This window comes from Lentzea sp. HUAS12 (genome assembly GCF_024125735.1).
Taxonomy (GTDB): Bacteria; Actinomycetota; Actinomycetes; order Mycobacteriales; family Pseudonocardiaceae; genus Lentzea; species Lentzea albida.
Window position 1 is genome coordinate 1,709,921 of the sequence record NZ_CP099738.1, and the last position, 19,283, is coordinate 1,729,203.

9 protein-coding genes are annotated in these 19,283 nt (G+C 74.0%); all 9 read right to left on the reverse strand.

What is annotated here, in order from left to right; all coding sequences use genetic code 11:
* Window positions 1–7: 7 nt before the first annotated feature.
* Genes ND450_RS07570 through ND450_RS07610 form a run of 9 tightly spaced genes read right to left on the reverse strand, consistent with a single transcriptional unit; the run spans window position 8 to window position 19,199 of the window.
* Window positions 8–1,975: a condensation domain-containing protein gene (locus tag ND450_RS07570; protein WP_253325440.1), complete on the reverse strand. Its 1,968-nt coding sequence runs from the start codon at window positions 1,973–1,975 to the stop codon at window positions 8–10.
* Window positions 1,972–3,090: a class I SAM-dependent methyltransferase gene (locus tag ND450_RS07575; protein ID WP_253325441.1), complete on the reverse strand. Its 1,119-nt coding sequence runs from the start codon at window positions 3,088–3,090 to the stop codon at window positions 1,972–1,974. Before ND450_RS07575 ends, ND450_RS07570 begins: the two co-directional genes overlap by 4 nt.
* Window positions 3,087–4,427 carry a class I SAM-dependent methyltransferase gene (locus ND450_RS07580; protein ID WP_253325442.1) on the reverse strand — a complete coding sequence of 447 codons (1,341 nt, stop codon included), beginning with the start codon at window positions 4,425–4,427 and terminating at the stop codon, window positions 3,087–3,089. The genes ND450_RS07575 and ND450_RS07580 overlap by 4 nt, the downstream gene beginning before the upstream one ends.
* The gene (locus ND450_RS07585) at window positions 4,424–5,803 is read right to left on the reverse strand and encodes an ABC transporter ATP-binding protein (protein ID WP_253325443.1); all 1,380 of its coding nucleotides are present in this window, start codon (window positions 5,801–5,803) and stop codon (window positions 4,424–4,426) included. Before ND450_RS07585 ends, ND450_RS07580 begins: the two co-directional genes overlap by 4 nt.
* A complete protein-coding gene (locus ND450_RS07590; protein ID WP_253325444.1) occupies window positions 5,800–6,573 on the reverse strand; it encodes an ABC transporter permease in 774 nt (257 codons plus the stop codon). The genes ND450_RS07585 and ND450_RS07590 overlap by 4 nt, the downstream gene beginning before the upstream one ends.
* Window positions 6,570–7,529 (reverse strand): ABC transporter permease subunit, encoded by a 960-nt coding sequence (locus ND450_RS07595; protein WP_253325445.1) that lies wholly within the window; start codon window positions 7,527–7,529, stop codon window positions 6,570–6,572. The genes ND450_RS07590 and ND450_RS07595 overlap by 4 nt, the downstream gene beginning before the upstream one ends.
* Window positions 7,526–9,028: an ABC transporter substrate-binding protein gene (locus tag ND450_RS07600; protein ID WP_253325446.1), complete on the reverse strand. Its 1,503-nt coding sequence runs from the start codon at window positions 9,026–9,028 to the stop codon at window positions 7,526–7,528. Before ND450_RS07600 ends, ND450_RS07595 begins: the two co-directional genes overlap by 4 nt.
* Window positions 9,025–15,372, reverse strand: coding sequence for a type I polyketide synthase (locus ND450_RS07605; protein WP_253325447.1), 6,348 nt, complete (start codon window positions 15,370–15,372; stop codon window positions 9,025–9,027). The genes ND450_RS07600 and ND450_RS07605 overlap by 4 nt, the downstream gene beginning before the upstream one ends.
* Window positions 15,369–19,199, reverse strand: a complete 3,831-nt coding sequence (locus ND450_RS07610) for an amino acid adenylation domain-containing protein (RefSeq protein ID WP_253325448.1) — start codon at window positions 19,197–19,199, stop codon at window positions 15,369–15,371. Before ND450_RS07610 ends, ND450_RS07605 begins: the two co-directional genes overlap by 4 nt.
* Window positions 19,200–19,283 lie beyond the last annotated feature (84 nt).

Consider the following 19,283-nt stretch of genomic DNA (forward strand, 5'->3'; position numbering starts at 1 on the left):
GGCACACTCACGCCGGGTGTGGCCGTGCGGTGCGGATCCGTGCGGCCACACCCGCCACCGTTGGCGAGGCCAGGAAGTCGCGCACGCTCACCGCGGTCCCGGTCTCCCGGGCCAGCCGGGCGAGGGCGCGCACGGCCAGCAGCGAGTCGCCGCCCATCGCGAAGAAGTTCCCCGCCCGGTCGACCTCGGCGACGTCGAGTACGTCCTGCCACAGCAACGAGACCTGCTTCTCCAGATCGTCACGCGGCGGACCGCTCTCCGAGTCCCCAGCGGTGTCGGTGCGTCCGTACCTGCCCAGCGCCAGCACGTTCGCGGAGTGCTGTGGGTGCTCCGCCGCGGGCAGCGGCACGGTCGAGTCCCAGGAGCCCGGCTCGGCGAGCGTGTGGACGTGGTCGAGCAGTTCGCTGAACATCCGCTCGACGAGACCGGGTTCGAAGATCTCCTCAACGTAGGAGAACACCGCCGTCATGGTGTCGTCGAGTTCGAACAGGCGGACTTCGAGTGCGACCTGCGGCGTGCGGAGCTGCTGGTGGTGGTCGTGCATGTCGATCACGCCGAGTGGGCCGGCGTCCTGCGGCAGGCGCTGGCCCATCGCCGCGTCCATGCCGAGCGTGCTCTGGAACACCACCGGCGCGACCGGCCGGTGGGTGCCGCGGTGACGGCCCAGTTCCCGCGACACCTCGACCCCGCTGATCAGGTTGTGCGCCGCCGCGTCACCGAACTGGCGCTGGCAGGTGAGGGCCAGGTCGGCGAACGAGGCCGACGGCTGGAGCTCGACGGGGATCAGCATGGTGGAGGCGAAGGCCCCGATGATGCGGTGCACGTCCGGGTGCAACGGCAACCTGTTGAGCTGCAGCGAGTTCAGCAGCATCACGCGGTGGCCGGCTGCTCGCGCGAGCACGCAGGCGTAGGCGGTGAACACCGCCGCCGACGGGGTGACACCGTGAGCCGCGCACTGGACGCGCACGGCCGCCCAGGTGGTGCTGTCCACGGTCCGCTGGGTCGAGGCCATCAGATCGGGATGTGCGTGCGCCGGGTCGAGCCGCAACGGCAGGGCCGGTGGCTGCCCGAAATCCGGCAACCGGTCGAACCACCAGTCCCGGTCGGCCTCCCAGGCCGCGGTGCCGGGCAGCTGCCGCACAGACGTCACGTAGTCGCCGTAGTCGATGTCCAGCGGCGCCAGGGTGGCGTTCCAGTCCGCGACGAGCGCGAACAGGTCGCGGTAGAAGACGTTCGAGGACCAGCCGTCGATGATGAGCAGGCTCACCGCGCAGTGCAGCCGGGCGCGGTCGTCGGAGAGCAGCGTGAGGCGGATGTCGATACCGGGGCCGTCGGCGGGGTTCGGGCCGTTGGTGCTCATCTCGTGCCGCGTGGCGGCCAGCGTGCGAGAGGCGTCGTCGGCGGGCGCGCCGCGCAGGTCGGTGACGGTCAGAGTGGGCACGGCCGCCGGATCGTCGGCGGGCAGGATGCGCTGCCGTCCGTCCGGAAGCACGCGGGCCCGCAGGGTGGGCTGGTGTGCCACCAGCCGGCGCAGGGCGTCCTGCAAAGACTCCGCCGCCTCGTCGGCCTCCACTTCGGACAGTCCGATGTCGACGTAGTGGTGCGCGGACGGGTAGGACAGCTCCCACCCGTCCTGCTGCCCGACGAAGTACCCCTGTTGCAGGGGCAGCAACGGGAACGGCTCGTCGGGGTCCGTGCGGCGCACGACCTCGACGGGCAGTGCCCGGCCGCCGCCGGAGGCGCGCTGCGCGACGAGGTCGGCGAGTTCGGACAGCGTGATCTCGACCCGGACGTCGGACAGCGCCAGCACGACGCCGAGCTGCTTGCGCACCTGTGCGGACATCCGCACGGCGAGCACGGAGTCACCGCCGAGGGTGAGGAACCCCGCGTCGTGCGGCACGGCCGCGGCGTCGAGCCCGAGCAACCGGCCCCAGATGTCGGCCAGAGTCTCCCGGTGGTCCAGGGTGTCGGTCATCGAGTTGCTCCCGGAGTTGTGGGTGTGGCGACCAGCAGGAGCTGGCCGAGTGCGCTGAGGGGGTGGTCGGGGTGGGGGAGGACGAGCACGGGGCTCAGGCCGTTGTCGCGCAGCGCGGTGATCCATTCGTCGCGGGTGAGGAAGATGCGGTCCTCACCCGCGCGGAGGTCGCGCGAACCCGCGGCGGGACGGTCCGGCGCGGGGGACATGAGCAGTTGCATCGACACGGCGGCCTGCAGCAGTTCGCCGCACGACTCGACGATCAGCAGGAGTCCGCCTGGGCGCAGCCAGGAGCGTGCCGTGGTGAGCACGGCGTTGACGTCGATCGCGTTGTGCAGCACGTTCGCGGCGATGACGGCGTCGCACGAGCCGGCGTCGACCGTGTGCGACGCGGGTTCGTTGATGTCGAGCTCACCGAACCGCACCCGCCCGTCGGCGGAGAGCAGTTCCCCCGCGGTGTCGAGGAAGTAGCGGGAGACGTCGGTGAACAGGTACTCGAGCGGACCCGTGATGCTCGTGAGCACCGGGACGGCGGTGGCGCCGACACCCGCTCCCAGCTCCAGCACGCGAGGTGCGGCCGGCAGTGCGGTGCGCAGCACCTCGACGAGGGCCGCGTTGAGGTAGCCGTTGATCACGTTCTCGCGGTAGACGCCGTCCGCGGTCTCCGTGCTGTCGGTTCCGAACAGCACCGACTGCAGGGTGACCTCGTCGCGCAGCAGTTCCGGCAGACGCGCGGCGGCGGACGTGAAGAACGTGGCGACCTCGGGTGGATACCCCAGCCGGGCACACAGCTCGGGCAGGGGCACGGGGGCGGTCGGCGCGGGGGAGAGGTCACGCAGCGCCGCGCCGTCGGCGGAGGCCTGGAGGCGACCGTGCCGCACGAGTGCGCGCACCCAACCGCGGACGATCCAGCGGTGCCGGTCGGCCACGCGCAGGCGGTCGAGCACCTGGTCCGCGCGGTGGCTCACACCAGGCCGGAACAGTCCCGCCCGGCGCAGCACCGCGGCCATCGTGTCCAGTGCGGCCTCGTCGAGGGCGCGCATCGCCTCGGGCAGTGCGGAGAGGTCGGCCCGGCCGACGGCGGTGAGCCCGGCCTGGTGGCAGCGTTCGATCACGACTCGGCCGTCCGGTGCGGAACGGGAACGACCTCGACGTGGACGTCCTTCGCTCCGGGGACGTCACGCAGACACGTGCGGACGACCGCCCGCAGTCGTTGCGCGGTGAAGCGGCGCAGCGGTTCGTGCGCGGCACCGTTGCCCAGCGAGGCGACCTCCTCGGCGGGACGCCACGCTGCCGAGGCGGGTGACACGATCTCCAGCGAACGGGGGTCGTGCGCCGCCAGCGTCACGTGCGCGTCGCGGCCTGCCACCAGGTGGGCCAGCTCCGCCGCGGTCGTCGCCGGGCCGCCTGTGCCGGGCAGGGCGCCGTTCGGGATGCCCGTGACGCGCACACCGGACCCGTCGAGGACGTCCGCCGCCTGCGGCCACGGCAGAACGCGCGGCTCGGCGACCGGTGCGTCGGAGTCGACGGACAGGACGCAGTCGAAGCGGTAGCGGGTCAACTCCGAGTCGGCGTCGAGGAGCTTCGGGAACGTCGCGATCCGCACCTGACGCCCGGTCGACGCCCCCGCCTCGGCGGCGATCCGCGCCAGCACGAGCGGGTCGAACAGCAGCTCCTCGTCGCGCTCCATCCTGGCGCGGGCCCGTTCGGCGAGGTCGGGACCGGCTCCGCGGTGTTCCTCGACCCACGTGCTGAAGTCGGCGTGCAGCCCGGAGTGCCGGTTGTCGCCGATCACGACGTGCCCGCCGGCGGCCACGACGCGCACCGCCTCGCGCACGACCTCGCCGAGGTAGCCGACGTCGGGGAAGCACTGGGTCACGGAGTTGAGCACCACGCAGTCGGGGGTCGCCGCCGGGAAACCCGTGGCCGCCATCGCTGCGGCCACGGACGGCGCCGCGGCCTCGTGCGCCGCCGCCCGCACGGTGCGGACCGCGCCACGGGCCTGGTCGAGCCCGCGCACGGAACCGCCGACTACGTCGGTCCCGACATAGCCCCGCACCCGCGGCGCGAGCCGGTGCAGGAGCATGCCGGTGCCGCAACCGAGCTCCAGCACCCACCGGGGGCGCAGGCCCGCGACGAGTTCGACGGTGCGCTCGACCCACTGGCGCATGTGCCCGGTGGGCAGCGGTTCTCCCGAGTCGGAGGCGCGCCAGCCGCTCAGGTCCAGGTCGCCCGGGGTGTCGTCGGAGGCGGAGGAGTAGGTCAGCTGGTAGACCTCGCTCCACTGCTCCAGGTACTCGGTGACGAGCGCGCCCGGTTCGGGAGCGGTGTCGAGCAGGTGCGGCGCGGGGTGCACGCGCACCCCGTCCGCGGTCCGTTCGCAGTGCCCGATCCAGGGGTGGGCGCGCAGGCGCTCGATCACGGCGAGCACCGGTAGCTCGGAAGTGGTCACCGGGTGGTTCCTCCTCGGGTGGGGTGACGGGTCGTCTCGTCGGTGAGGGCCTCGTGCCGCCAGCGCAGAACGCGGTCGGCGTACCGGACGAGCCGCGGGTCGTGCGTGGCCGCGAGCACCGCGAGCCCTCGCGCCCGGTGGTCCGCGAGCACGCCGAGCACGGCCTCGGCGGTGCGGTCGTCGAGCGCCGACGTGGGTTCGTCGGCGAGCAGCAGCCGGGGTTCGGCGACCAGCGCGCGGGCGAGCACGACGCGCTGCCGCTGTCCGCCGGAGAGCTGACGGGGCCGGCGGCGCCCGGTCGCGGGGTCGAGCCCGACCGCGGCGAGCAGCTCCAGCGCCGCGGAGGTCGCCCGGTCACGGGGAAGCCCGAGCAGCACCCGTGCGGCGCGGGCGACGGCGGACGTGGCGCGGTGTGCCGGGTTGAGCGCGGCGAACGGGTCCTGCGGCAGGTACTGCACGGCGCGCAGGTGGTCCTGATCCCGCCGGGGCAGCGGCGCCAACGCCGTTCCGCCGACCTGCGCCAGGCCGGTGCAGGGCTCGTGCAGCCCCGCCAGCGCGCGCAGCAACGTCGTCTTCCCGCTGCCCGACGGACCGACGATCACCACGAGCTCGCCGCGGCGCGCCTCGAACGTCGCGTCGTGCAGCAACGGCACCGGGTGCTCGATGCCCAGCCCGCTGACCCGGAGGACGACGTCGTCCTCCGGTGGTGGCGCGGTGGGCGGGGTGAAGCCGGAGCCGGTGGTGCCGAGGTCGACGACGTGGTCGGCCAGTGCCGACACGAACTCGCGGTCGTGGGAGATCAGCAGGGTGGAGCCGAGTCCTTCTTCCCGGCGCCGCCGCACGAGTTCGGCGACTCGCCGGGCGGTGTCGGTGTCGAGCGAGCTGGTCGGCTCGTCGAGCAGCAGCAGCGCCGGATCTCCCGCCGTCGCCCTGGCGAGCGCGACGCGCTGCGCCTGCCCTCCGGAGAGCTGGTGGGGCCTGCGCTGGAGCACGACATCGGGGTCCAGGCCCAGGGCACGCAGCCGCGAAGCATCGACGCCTCTGTCCACTTCGGACAGAAGGCGCTCGACGGTCCAGAGCGGGTTGAGCGTGCTCACCGGGTCCTGCGCGAGCAGGCCGGTGCATCGCCGCCGCCACCGCACGGCCGCACGCCCCGGGACCACCGGCGTGCCCGCCCACCGGACCTCGCCCCCGGTACGCCGCAGGCCGGGTGGGAGGACGTCGAGAACGGCCTTGAGCACCGTGGACTTCCCGCTGCCCGACGGTCCGGTCACCGCCACGACGGTGTGCGCGGGCACGTCGAGGTCGACCCCGGAGAGCACCGCGCGACCGCGTCCGTCGTGGACGGTGAGGCCGCGCACGGTCAGGTCCGTCATGCCGTCACCTCCGCGCCCCGGCGGGACCGCAGCGCGAGCGCGACCACGCAGGCGAGCGTCGCGAGGAGCAGGGCGGGTGCCGCAACGGCGGCCGGGTTCACCGCCGCGCCGGGCAGGTTCTCGCGCAGCATCAAGGCCCAGTCGGCGGCGGGAGGCTGGGCCCCGAACCCGAGCAGCGTGAGGGTGCAAGCCAGCTGGAGACCGAGGACGAACCGCAGCCCGGCCTCCGCCACGACCAGCCCGGACATCGCGGGCAGCACCTCGCGCGCCAGCAGAGCGGTGGTCGTCTCTCCCCGGCACCGGGCGGCGTCCGCCCAGCCCGCCGACTTCGCCGACCGCGTGGCGTCCCGCACGATCTGCGCCGTGAGCGGGGCCCCTCCCGTGACGGTGGCGGCGACGACGGCGACCGGACCGGGCACCGCGATCGCGATCACGAGTGCCACGAGCAGGACCGGCACGGCGGTGAGCACGTCGGCCACCGCGGTGATCACCCGGTTCGCCCAGCCTCCGCGCCACCCGGCGACGAGTCCGCACGCCACCCCGACGACGCACGTGACGGCGCCCGCCACGGCGGCCAGCAGGACCAGGCCCGCCCCGCCGGTCAGCGACCGGGACAGCACGTCCCTGCCCAGCACGTCGGTGCCGAGGAGATGGCCGGCATCCGGTCCGGCGAACGGAAGACCAGCGACCGCAAGGGGATCGTGCGGTGCCAGCAGACTGCCGGCGAGGACGACGGCGACCACGGCCGCGGCGGGCCACGCTGATTTCATCGGTGGTCCCTCCGCACCTCGACTGCGGCGGCCGCCATGTCCGCGAGTGCCGTGCCCGCGACGACGACCAGCGCGCCGATGAGCCCGACGGCCGCGACGACCGGGGTGTCCCTGCCCGCCACCGCCGTCACCAGCAGTTCGCCGAGGCCCTGGTAGCCGAGCATCGTCTCGACGACGGCCGCCGAGGTGGCGGTGCCCGCGGTCACCACTGCCACCGCGCGGATCGCGGGGGACAGCACGAACGGCAGGACGTGCCGGGTCCGCAGCCGCCAGCCGGTCACCCCGCGGGCGACGGCGTCGCGCACGTGCGGTGCGCTCCAGGCGTCCGCCACCGCACCGCCGAGCAGGCCGCCCGCCCAGGCGGCGGCGGGCAGCGCGAGGGCGAGTGCGGGCAGCACGAGCAGGTCGGGCCGGTCCGCGGGAGAGCCGCCCGGTGGCAGCAGGGACAACGGCGGCAGCCAGCCCAGCAGTCCACTGAGGACCACCACGAGCACCGCGACCACGACGGTCTGCGGCACCGCGGCGCCCGCCGTGGCGAACGCCGCCCAGCGCCGTGCCGACCGGGGCCGGGTGGTTCCGACCGCGAGCGCGAGGGCGAGGGCCAGCGGAACCGCCAGGGTCACCGCCACCGCGGTGAGCACGGCGGTGGCCTGGAGCCGGGGCGCCACCAGGTCCACCACCGGCCGGTCGGTGACGAGCGAGCGTCCCCAGTCCCCGTTCAGGATCGTCGTGGTCCACCGGCCCCACCGCTGCCACAGCGGCGCGTCCAGGCCGAGCGTTTCCCTGAGCTGCGCCAACGTCTCCGCGCTCGCACGGCCACCGGTGCGCGTGTCGGCCGCGTCCGAGGGCAGTGCGCTCACCGCCGCGAACACGGCGGCCGAGACGACCACGGCGGTCGCGGTGGCCCGCGCCAGAACAACCCCTCCGGCGCGGGCCAGGGACACGGCAGCACTCACGCGGTGATCCGCACCTGGTCGATGAACAGGCGGGCGAACCCAGGGCCGGTCGGCAGCCCGCTGACGCCGGACCGGGCGAGGTCGAGGCCGTCGCCCACACCCCAGACGAGGTAACCGCCCTCGTCGCGCAACGCCGCCTGCAGCGCGCCCAGCGCGCCGGCCCGCTTCGCGGCGTCGGGCTCGGCGAGCGCGGCGTCCAGGCCGCGTTCCCACGACGGGTTCTTCCACGCGGTCTCGTTGGTCGGAGAGGCCGCGCGCAATGCGATGCGGGAGACGTCGAGGAAGCCGATGCCACCGAGGTAGCTCACGTAGAAACCGGCCTGGGCGTAGGTCTTCGTCCAGAAGCTCTCCGGCGGGTCGACCTGCACGGCGACCTTCAGCCCGATCTCGGCGAGCTGCGCGGAGAGCAGTGTCGCGGCCGAGTCCATGCCGGGGTAGGCCGTCGTGGTGTGCAGGGTGACCGACGCGCCACCCGCGTAACCCGCCTGCGCCATCAGCGCGCGAGCGCGGTCGAGGTCGCGGTTCCGCTCGGGCAGCCGGGGGCTGGTCGGGTCGCCGGGGGTCAGCAGGTCGTTGCCCACCTTGCCGTAGACGCCGAACACGGTGTCGGTGAGCTGCTTGCGGTCGGTCGCGAGCTTGACCGCCTCCCGCACCTCGGGCTTGTCGAACGGTGCCTGGTCCAGCCGCATCACGACCGGGTACGTCGTGACGGCCGGTCGGCGGACCACCTGGACGCCCGCGCTCTCGGCCTGAGCGGCGGCGGTCGGGCTCACGCTGCCCGCGACGTCGGCCTGTCCCGAGCGGACCGCGTCGGCCCGTGCCTGCGGGTCCGCCATCGCGCGGATCTCGATCCGCTTCGTCGGCGGCTTCGGTCCCCACCACGCGTCGTTGCGCTCCAGGGCGGCGTTCGCCGGATCACCGCCGGTCATCCGGTAGGGCCCGGAGCCCGGTGGCGGCGAGCTGAAGTCCGTCGTGCCCTCGGGCACGACGAAGGTCGCCGACTGCAACGCCTCCGGTACTGCCGCGAACGGGGATCGGGTGCGCAGTTCCACAGTGGACTCGTCGACGGTGCTGGAGGCGTCCAGGTCGAACATCGCCATGCGGCCGTAGTTCTCGGCGGCCTTGCTCTGCATGCGGCGCAACGAGAACAACGCGTCGGCGGCCCTGACCTTCCTGCCGTCGGCGAAGGTCGCGTCCGTGCGCAGGGTGATCTTCCACCGGGTGAGCGTGGAGTCGGGTTCCCAGGCGGTGGCCAGGCGGGGCGCGGTCGCGCCGTCGGAACCGGCCACGGTCAGCACGTCGTAGAGCAGGGCGAAGCGCAGCGCGTCGGACTCGTTGCCGAGCCCGCCGTGCGGGTCGTTGCTCGCGGTGGCGGCCGAGCCGACCGCGGCGTAGCGGACCAGTTCGGCGATGGCGGAGGCGGTGCTGCCGGTGGCGCAGGCGGTGGTGGTCAGCGCGGCCACGGCCAGCAGGACGAGGCGGCGGGGGAGGCGGGTCACGGTGCGGGCCTTTCACAGCGGGCGAGTTCTTCGTTGACGAGTGCGGCGATCGCGGCGAGGGCGCCGCCGCGCAGCAGGGAGTAGTGGTGGGCGTCCACCGGTGCCGTCCGAGGCGGCCGGGCCAGCAGCGCGGTCCACCCGAGGTCCGCGGGGTCACCGGGCACGTCGTCGACTCCCATGCCGACGCCCGAGTTGACCGGGGCCTTCCTCCCGGCCTTGACCACGAGGGTCCGGGTGCCGGGATCGTTCAGCCTCCGCGGTTCGTACGCGGCCAGGCCGCGCAGGTGCCGGGCGAAGACGGCCACCCGTTCGGCGGCACTGGCCTCTTGGCGCAGCAGGCCCTGCGACCGCAACGCCGCGTCGACGTCGTCCTGGGACGGCTGCACTCCCGCGTTCAGCGGCACGCCGAGGAAGCCCGCCAGCGACGCCACGTAGCGGCGGCGCACCTCCGCGTCCGCCTCGGCGGGGGAACCGGGTACGTCGACGATGTGCGTGGGGTCGTTGGAGTCGAGCATCACCAGCAGGGCGGTGTGCTCGCCCGCCTCGTGCAACAGGCAGGCCACGCGCTGGGCCAGGTCGCCGCCCATCGACCAGCCGCCGAGCAGGTACGGGCCGTGCGGCTGGTGGCGCCGCAGGACGCCCAGATACAGCTCTGCCAGGGCGTCCACGCTCTCCGGGGCGTCGTGGCCGGACAGCCCGGGGTCGGTGAGCGCGACGACGGTGACGCCGGGGTCGACCAGTCGCGACAGCTCCGTGTAGCACAGCACGTCGCCACCCGAGGGATGCAGCAGGAACAGCGTCCTGCCGGGGGTGGAGCCCTGCCGCAGCAGCAACGCCACGTCGGCGTCGTCGACCGGTGGTGCAGCCCCGTCCGTCCACGACGCGGGGTCGTCCGCGAGCCTGCGTACCCGAGCGACGTGATCGGACACGGCGGCGGCGACCTGTGCTGGCGGCAGAACGGGTTCCAGCACGTCCCACTGCAGCAACAGTTCTCCACCCTCCTCCAGCACCTGGTGGTCGAGCAGCGTCTGCGGTGTCTGGCTGAGCGCGGCGACCTTCGTGCCGATCCAGCGCGGGTCGTGGTCGGCGCCGATCACCTCGGTGAGTCCGAGCGCGCTGGTGAACACGACCGGCACCGAGGCGACCCCGCCCTGCGCGGTCGACTTCTCGGCGAGCACGTCCAGCGCGGAGTGCTCGCGGTGGTCGAGATCGCGGAACAGGCGGTGCTGGGTGCGCCGGGCGCGGTCGGCGAACGTACCCGCCGCCGCGTTCTCGACGGCGTGCAGCACCAGGGAGGTGAAGTCCCCCACCACGTTCGCCACGTCCGGGTGGACGTCCGGCCGGTCGAACAGGGTGAGCACCACGCTGAACGAGTCCTCGCCGGACCAGTCGGCCAGCACGTCGGCGTACACGGTGAGCAGTACGGCGGTGGGGGTCACCCGGTGCTGCGCGGCGAGTCGCTTCAGCTGCTCCCATCGGCCGGCTTCCAGGGTGGCGCGGTGCCGGGCGAAGCGGCCGGTGGTGACGGTGTCGTCCACCGGAATCGCCGGTGCGGTGGGAAGTTCGGCAAGCCGTGCCCGCCAGTAGGCGGCCGCCCGCTCCCCGTCCGGGCCGCGGCGCCGGTCCTCCAGAGCCCGGACGCACGCGGCCGGATGGATGCCCACGGGGGCGAGCTCCAGGGACGGATCGGTGTAGCGGGCGTGCAGGTCGCGGTCGACGACCCACCAGCTCGCCGCGTCGCAGATCAGCACGTCCACGCCGAGGAACAGCCGGACGCGGTGGTCGGGCAGGAGGGCGGCCTGCACGGTGAACAGCGGCCAGCGGTCGGCCGGTCCCGGTTTGCGGCTGACCCTCTCGCGCAACGTCGCGAGCCTGCGTTCACGGTCCTCTTCGGACAGTGCGGTCAGGTCGTGCGTGCGGATGCGGAATCGCGGCAGGTCGTGCAGCACCCTGGCCTGGCCCTGCGCGTCCACGACCGCGCGCAGCATCGGGTGCCGGGCGATCACGGCGTTCCAGGCGTCCTCGTACCGCCCCAGGTCGAGATCGGCGCAGTCGTACTCGAGGAAGAAGTGGCAGGGCACGTCACCCCAGCGGTAACCGCCGTCGCGGCCGATCCAGTACGCGTGCTGGACCCTGGTCAGCGGGAACGAGTCGGGCTCTGCCGCCACCGCCTGGACCACTGGCGCTTGCGGCGCCACCTCGCGCGTGCGCAGCAACGTGGCGAGCCCGGCCACGGTCGGTGAACCGAGCAGGTCCGCGAGGCGCAGGCGGACGCCGTGCTCCTGGCCCAGCGCGGCCAGCATGCCGGTGGCGAGCAGGGAATGGCCGCCCAGTGCGAAGAAGTCCGCGTCCGGTGACGTGATCGCGACACCGAAGAGCTCCGTCCACAGCTCGGCGACCCGCTGCTCGAGCGGGTCCGCGAGCGTGCCCGCCTGGGATGACCCGGTGGCCTCGGTGAAGGCCGCGTCGTCCCGGCGCCGGGCGAGGTCCGTACGCGACACCGCCACCACTGAGGGCGCTGTGCCGGTGAAGTGCTGGTTCAGCACCAGGTCAAGGGCCCTGCCCCCGGTCGCGGCGTCGAGCGCGTCCCGCAGCACCACGTCGCGCTCGGTGCCACCGGGACCGACGCTCCAGCCGTCCCACACCACACTCGTCCAGCGGGGCTGGCCGGTCGCGATCGCGTCCAGCGCCGCGTTCGCCGCCGCGTACGGCCCGGTGCCGATGCCGCCCACCAGCGTGGCCGCAGAGGACATCAGCACGACCAGGTCCGGCCGGGACGACTCGGGCAGCGCCGAGAGAGCCTCGCGGAGCGCCGTCGCGCCACCGACCTTGCCCCGCAGGTGCGCGGTGACCTCGTCGGAGGTGACGTCGCGCAGCGGAACCGCTCGCGCCGTGGCGGCGGCACCGGCGGCGTGCACGACCACGTCGGGCGAGCACTCGGCCAGCAAGGCCGCCCACCCGTCCACATCGGACGCGTCGAGCGTCCTGGTCCGGATGTCGAGTCCTTCCGCCGTGAGCGCGTCCACGGTCTTGGCCGCGTCGGGCACGTCGCCGAGCGCGCGGCGGGAGGTGAGCACGACGGAGGCGCCACGCCGGGCCAGCCGTTCCGCGACGACCAGACCGACGTCGCCGAGCCCGCCCGACACGACGGCGCGGGACGGACCGGGCGTGGCACCGGCGGCCGGGCTGACCGACCAGGGCTCGATGTCGCGCCGCCAGCGGGTGCCGGACCGCCAGGCGATGTCGCCACCGCGTTCGTCCGGTGTGCCGAGCAGGTCGGCGAGCTCGGCGAGGACCGTGCGTGCGACGACGTCCGGTCCGGCCGAGGCCGGGAGATCGAGGGTGCGCCACCGGATCCCGCGGTGTTCCTGGGCCAGGACGCGGGTCAGGGCGCGGGCCGAGGCCGCGCCGGGGCAGACCTCGTCCGCGCTCTCTACCCGGTCCGCGCCGAACGTGACGGCAAGCAGCCTCGGCACGTCGATTCCGCCGAGTCTGCGGGCGAGGTCGGCGTGGGCGAGCACGACGGCCTCGACGTCCTGTCCGGGTCGGGTCAGCACGACCACCGCGTCGACCGGAGTGGCCGGGTCGTGGTCCTGGACGGAGGGCAGGCCGAGTGCCCGCGCCGCCGGCAGGTCCGCGTCCGCGGCCAGCAGGAAGTGGCCGTGGGGCAGGACGTGCGGCAGTGGCGGGAGCTGGTGCCAGCGGAGGAGTTGGAGCAACGCCGGTACGCGCGGAACCGTCTGCGGTTCCCGTGGCGGGTCGATCCACAGGCGGCGCGACTGGAACGCGTAACCGGGTGCGGCGACCCGGCGCCGCCGTCCTCCTCGCAGGGCGTCCAGCGGAACGTCGGCACCGCGTGCCCACAGCCGGGCGACCGCGGCCCGTACGGACTCCGCCTCGGCACCGGTGCGGTCGTGGTCGAGCGTAGTTACGGAGTCGATCAGGGACAGGTCCTGGTGGGCGCGAGCGAGCGTGACGAGGCTGCTGCCCGGCCCGACCTGGACGAGCACGGACGGCGCCGTGCCCACGGCCTCCCGCAGCGCGGGGGAGAACCGCACCGGGTCGCGCAGCTGCCGCGCCCAGTGGTCGGCGGTGCCCAGCTCGTCCGTGACCGCGGTGCCGGTGAGCGTGCTGACCACCGGGATCTCCGGCCGCGCAAGGGAGAGGTGTGCCGCCGCGGCGCGGACGGCGGGGACGGCGGGCTCGACGAGCCGTGAGTGCAGCGCCGCGTCCACGTGCAGCCGCCGGCACCGCAGCCCGGCCGCCTTGGCGGTGGCCTCCAGCGCCGTGATCGCGTCGGCCGCGCCGGAGAGCACCGTGCCGGCCGGACCGTTGAGCGCGGCGAGATCGACGTCCGGGTGCTCGGCGAGCAGGCTGGAGACGTCGGCGAGGTCGACCGACAGCATCGCTCCACCGCCCGCGGCACGCGAGACCTCGGTGCAGCGCACCGCCACGAGCCGTGCGGCGTCGTGCAGGGCGAGCCCACCGGAGACCACGGCGGCGGTGTACTCGCCGAGGCTGTGGCCCAGCACCACGTCCGGCCGCACGCCCCACGACGTCAACAGCGCCGACGTGCCGAGCGACACCGCGAACAACGCGGGCAGCCCGACGGCCGCGTCCCCGACCCGTGCGGCCCTGCCGTGCACGACGTCGCGGACGTCGTGACCGGTCAGGGGAAGCAGCAGTTCGGCGCACCTGTCGACGGCATGGGCGAAGACCGGTTCGGTGCGGTAGAGCACGGAGCCCATGCCGGAGTACTGGCTGCCCGCGCCGGGGAACGCGAAGACGATCCGCGGTCTGGCTGTCTCCACGGGCCGCGCCTCGCGCAGTGCCGAGGCGGCGGAACCGAGATCACCCGGCGAGCACACGACGCTGATGCGGTGCTCGTGGTGCGTGCGCCCCGCGTCGAGGGTGTGTGCCAGGTCCGCGAGTGCCGCGGAGTCCGTCACGGCGGGCAGGTGCTCGCCGAGTGCGCGGGCGGTGGCACGGGCGGCCCCTTCGGTCTTCCCGGACACGACCAGGACCTGCGGCCGTTCGTCCGGAGTGGACTCGGGCAGCTCCGGTGCCGGTCCGAGCACGACGTGGCAGTTCGTCCCGCCGATGCCGAAGGAGCTGACGCCCGCGAACTCCGCGTCCTCGGGCCACGGCCGGGCCTCACCGGAGAGGTGGAAGGCCGACCCAGTCAGACCCAGCTCCGGGTTGACGGGCTCGTGGTGCGGCGCCGGGGGCACGACACCGTGCGAACGCGCGAGCACGGTCTTGATCAGCGACGCGATCCCCGCCGCGGTGTTCGCGTGCCCGATGGTCGCCTTCACCGAACCCAGCCCGCACCAGGGTCGTTCGCTCGGTCCGAAGACCGAGCGCAGCGCCGCGACCTCGATCGGGTCGCCGAGCGCCGTCGCCGTGCCGTGCCCTTCGAGGTAGCCGATGCCGCGCGGCTCGACTCCCGCGACCGCCTGCGCCTCGGTGATCACCCTGGCCTGACCGCGCGGCGAGGGCGCGGTGAACCCGGCCTTGAGCGCCCCGTCGTTGTTGACCGCCGACCCGTGCAGCACGGCGAGCACCGGGTCGCCGTCGGCCAGCGCGTCCTCCAGCCTGCGCAGCACCACCGCGCCGACCCCTTGCGTGTAGACGATGCCGCTGCCGTCGGCGCTGTAGGGCCGCACCACTCCGTCGGCGGAGTAGATGCCGTCCGGCACGTGCAGGTAGCCGTGTCCCTGCGGCACGATCAGCGACACCCCGCCCGCGAGCGCCGTGTCGCACTCCTCGGCGAGCAGCGCCTGCGCCGCCGCGTGCACCGCCACCAGGGAGCTGGAGCAGGTGCTCGTGATCGACATCGCCGGTCCGGTGAGGTTCAACCGGTAGGCGACCTGCAAGGGCAGGTAGTCGCCGTGCGTCGCCATCGCCGTGCGCAGACTGCCGACCGGATCGACCCCACCGCCGGTGGGGTCCCAGCGTCCGCGAAGGTTGCTCTCCAGGTACGCGCTGTGCGACGCGCCCGCGTAGACGCCGACGGTGCCCGCTCCCACGCCGCCGCCGTGGCCGGCCTGTTCGAGCGCCTGCCAGCACATCTGCAGGAACAGCCGCTGCTGCGGGTCCATCAGCGCCGCTTCGGCGTCGGTGAGGCCGAACGCGTCGGGGTCGAACGCGTCCTGGTCCTCGATGAGCCCGCCGACGGGGACGTAGCCCGGTGCGGAGAGCAGATCGGTCGGCACTCCGGCCGCACGCAGCTGCTCCGGGGTGAACCGGGTGAGGCCGCTGCGCCCGGTCCTGATCAGCTCCCAGAACGCGGTGGCATCGACGGCACCCGGGAAACGGCACGCGAGTCCGGTGATCGCGATCATCGGGCGACCTGCTCGGCGCGTCGGCGTGCGTCACGACGGCCCTGCGGCCTGGGCACGGCCGCGACGGGATCGGGGACGGGCTCGGGGGCACCGGCCGGTGCGAGGAAGGCGGCGAGTGCCCGCACGGTCGGGTTGGCGAACAGGTCGACGACGGTCAGCGTGGCGAAGCCCTGCGCGGTCAGCTTGCGGTACGCCAGGACCAGGGTCAGCGACGTCGCGCCCAGCTCGAAGAACGACGTGGTCGCGTCGGCGTGCGGTCCGAGCACCGAGCGGAACACCGCGAGCACGGTCTCCTCCAGCTCCGGGCAGGCCGGTGCGGCCATCCCCGCCGTGACGGCTTGTGCGGCCGCCTCCGCTGCGACGGGCGGTGCGGTCACCCCCGTGCGCGGTGCGACGGGCCGCTGCCGTGCCGGTGCCGCGGGAACGGTGAGGCGCAGCAGCCCGTCCGCGTTGAGGCTCTCGCGGAGCTCCACTCCCAGAGCCGCGGCCGCCGTCGCGGTGGCGCGGCTCCACTGAGCCGCCGCGGCGAGCGCGTCCGACGGTGTGTGCGCGCCGGGCCCGACGGTCAGGGACACCTCGAGCCCCAGCTCGGCGGCACGGGCCACGGCCTCGGTCAGCCACAACGGCTCTCGATCATCCACAGCGGACTGTTCGGGCACGGCCGCGGGGGTCTCGTCGCGGCGGTAGGGGTTGGGCAGCGCGGTGTGGTCGACCTTGCCGTTGGCGGTGATCGGCAGCTCGGGCAGGAAGGTGAACCGCGACGGCACCATGTACTGCGGCACCCTGGTCAGCAGGTGCGCGGAGAGGTCGGGCGCGGCCGGGGGAGCGGCGGGGTCGGCGGGCACCACGAAGGCGATCAGCCTGGGCCTGTCGTCCGGTCCCGGAACCACGGCGGCCACTGACTTGCGCACGCCCGCAGCGCGGTCGAGCACGGACTCGACCTCCCCGAGCTCGATGCGGTGCCCGCGGACCTTGACCTGCCGGTCGGCCCGGCCCAGGAACTCGATCGTCCCGTCGAGGCGCCACCGCCCGAGGTCCCCGGTCCGGTAAAGCCTGTGGCCCAGCACCGGGTGCACCGCGAACCGCTGCGCGGTCTGCTCCGCGTCGCCCACGTATCCGCGGGCCAGTCCATCACCGCCGATGTGCAGCTCACCTGGCACGCCGACCGGCACGGGCAGACCCTCCTCGTCGAGGACGTGGAAGCTCTGCCCCCGCAGCGCGCTGCCGTAGGGGATGCTGGGCCACTCGGGGTCCACCTCGCCGATCGGGTGGCAGATCGACCAGATCGACGCCTCGGTGGCGCCGCCGAGGCTGACCACCTGCGCCTGCGGAGCGAGTTCGCGCAGCCGGTCGGGCAGGGTGACGGGGATCCAGTCGCCGGACAGGAACACCAGCCGCAGTGCCCGCAGGGCCCGGCGGGCGAGGGCGGGATCGATCTCCGCGTACTCCACCAGCATCTCCAGCAGCGCCGGTGCCGTGTTCCACAGCGTGACGCCGTGCCGGTCCATCAGATCCAGCCAGTGCTCCGGATCGCGTTGCCGTTCGGCGTCCGGCACCACCAGCGCACCGCCGACACCGAGGACGCCGAACACGTCGTGCACGGAGAGGTCGAAGCTGAACGCCGACAGCGCGAGCATCCGGTCGTCGCGCGTGATCGGGAACCGGTCGACCAGGTCGTCGATCGTGGTGCGCGCCGCGCGGTGCTCGATCGCCACGCCCTTGGGACGGCCGGTGGAACCGGACGTGAAGATCACATAGGCGAGCTCCTCGGGCGAAGGACGCACGGGAGCGGTGGAACCGCCGTCCGCCGCGTCGAGCCGGTGGACGCGCACGGTCTCCGGCCAGATCGGCGGGACGTCGCCGGTGACCAGCGCGTGCTCGATCCCCGCCTGCGCGCACACCGAAGCCACTCGTTCGACCGGCCACGACGGCTCGACCGGGACGTAGCCGGCGCCGCTGGCCGCGACGCCGAGCAGTGCCACGACCTGGTCGATGCTCTTGGGTGACGAGACCGCGACGAGGTCGCCGGGGCCGACACCGGACGCGGCGAGACGGCGGCCGATCGCGTCGGCGTCACGGGCGAGCTCGCCGTGGCTGAGCGACGACCTCGAGTCCAGCAGCGCCGGTGCGCCGGGGTCGAGGTCCGCGGCCGCCCGCAGCGGGTCGTCGAGCAGCGGTCCGGCGTCGGCGAACGGCGCGACGTCCAGCGGCACGTCCGGCCGGAAGGACGGTGTCCAGCCCAGCGAGGGGTCCTCCCAGCTGTCCGGCTCCCCCGCCAGGGCGGTGAGCAGCCGCAGGTGTGCGTCGGCCATTCCGGCGACGAGCCCCTCGGGGTAGACGCCGTCGACGCCGTCCCACCACACCCTCAGGCGGCCGGCCTCCTCGTGGACGATGTGGTCGAGCAGGACCTGGGGCGTCTGCGAGATCCCGTAGACCTCGGAGCCGAGCCACGCCGCGGGGTCCGCGTCGCCCGTGGTGAGGCCGAGCCCGCTGGTGAAGACCACCGGGTGCGGTGGGGCTCCGATCGCGCTCCCGCCGGACCGGACGGCCTGCGTCCCGCCCGCCTCGCGGTGGTCCATGTCCGACCAGAACTGCTCGTTCACCGCACGCGCGTAGGCGGCGAAGCCGTCGCGGGCCTCCCACACCGGCATCCGCACGAGCATCGTGGAGGTGAAGTCGCCGACGACGTGCGCGAGTTCGGGGTCGTCGGGGCGGTCGAACAGCGTCGTGTTGAGGCAGAAGTCGGCGACCGGGCTCCATCGGGCGAGCGTGAGTCCGCACGCCGCGAGCAGCAATGCCGTCGGGCTCACACCGTGATCGGAAGCCGCCCGCCTGAGCGCGGCCCAGCGCTCGGCGTCCAGTTCGGTGGCGGTCCTGGTGAACCTGTGCCGCCTGACGGACGCGACGTCGGTGACGGTGGGCAGTGCCGGGCCCGGCGGCAGCGCGCGGTCCGCCCAGTACCGGCGGGCGCGGTCGTCGTCCGGGCCGAGTCGCTGCGCGGCCCGGCGGCGGGCCACCTCGGCGAACGTGGTGCCGGGCTCGGGCAGCGGGGTGTCCGGGTCGGCGACGAGCGCGCCCCATTCGCCCATGACCTGCATCCAGCCGGCGAGGTCGAGCGAGAGCACGTCCACCCCGACGCACACGCGGCTGCGTTGCCCAGGCAGCAGGACGAGGTTCAGGTCGAACAGCGGCCAGCACCCGGTGGGTCGGGTCTGGTGTGACCACTTCTCGCGCAGTTCCGCCGCTACGCGCGCGGCTTCGTCCGGCGGCAGGTCGCGCAGGTCGGTCACCGGGATCTCGTGGTGCGGCACGGTCGCGAGCACGCGGCCGGTGGCGTCGTCGTCGACGACCATGCGCAGAGCGGAGTGCCGCCGCACGAGCGCGTTCCACGCGGTACCCAGCCGGGCGGCCTCGTCGTGGCCCACCGGTGTGTCGTGTTCGAACTCGCGGTAGTAGAACGTCGCGACGCCGCCCAGGGGAAATCCCGGGTCACGGCCCACCCAGTACGCCGTCTGGATCGGCGTGAGCGGGAACGACTCGTCGCTGGGCTCGTCGGCCGAAGGACCACCCGCGTCCTCGTCCTGCGCGTTCAGCGCCGCGGCGACGGTGCGCGCGGTGGCCTGTCCGAGGAAGTCGGTCAACGCCAGAGCGACTCCCGTGGTGTCGAGCAGGTGGCGGCGAAGGCGCACCGCCGTGAACGACTCCAGTCCGAGCGCGATGAGCGGCGTGTCCACGCCGACCGAGGCGGGCGGGACGTCGAGCGTCTCGGCCACCGCCTCGACGACCTCGTCCAGGGGGATCGCTGTGTCGGCCCGCACCACGCTCACCGGATCTCCTTCGCGTTCAAGGCAACAGCGCGTGGCGACGACCGGCACGCGCTGACCATTCATACACGAAAACGAGTATCATGT

What these genes read in the sequence shown, in the direction of transcription:
- ND450_RS07570 (WP_253325440.1), bottom strand. Translation starts at nt 1,975, where the DNA reads ATGACCGACACCCTGGACCACCGGGAGACTCTGGCCGACATCTGGGGC.
- ND450_RS07590 (WP_253325444.1), bottom strand. Translation starts at nt 6,573, where the DNA reads ATGAAATCAGCGTGGCCCGCCGCGGCCGTGGTCGCCGTCGTCCTCGCC.
- ND450_RS07605 (WP_253325447.1), bottom strand. Translation starts at nt 15,372, where the DNA reads ATGATCGCGATCACCGGACTCGCGTGCCGTTTCCCGGGTGCCGTCGAT.
- ND450_RS07585 (WP_253325443.1), bottom strand. Translation starts at nt 5,803, where the DNA reads ATGACGGACCTGACCGTGCGCGGCCTCACCGTCCACGACGGACGCGGT.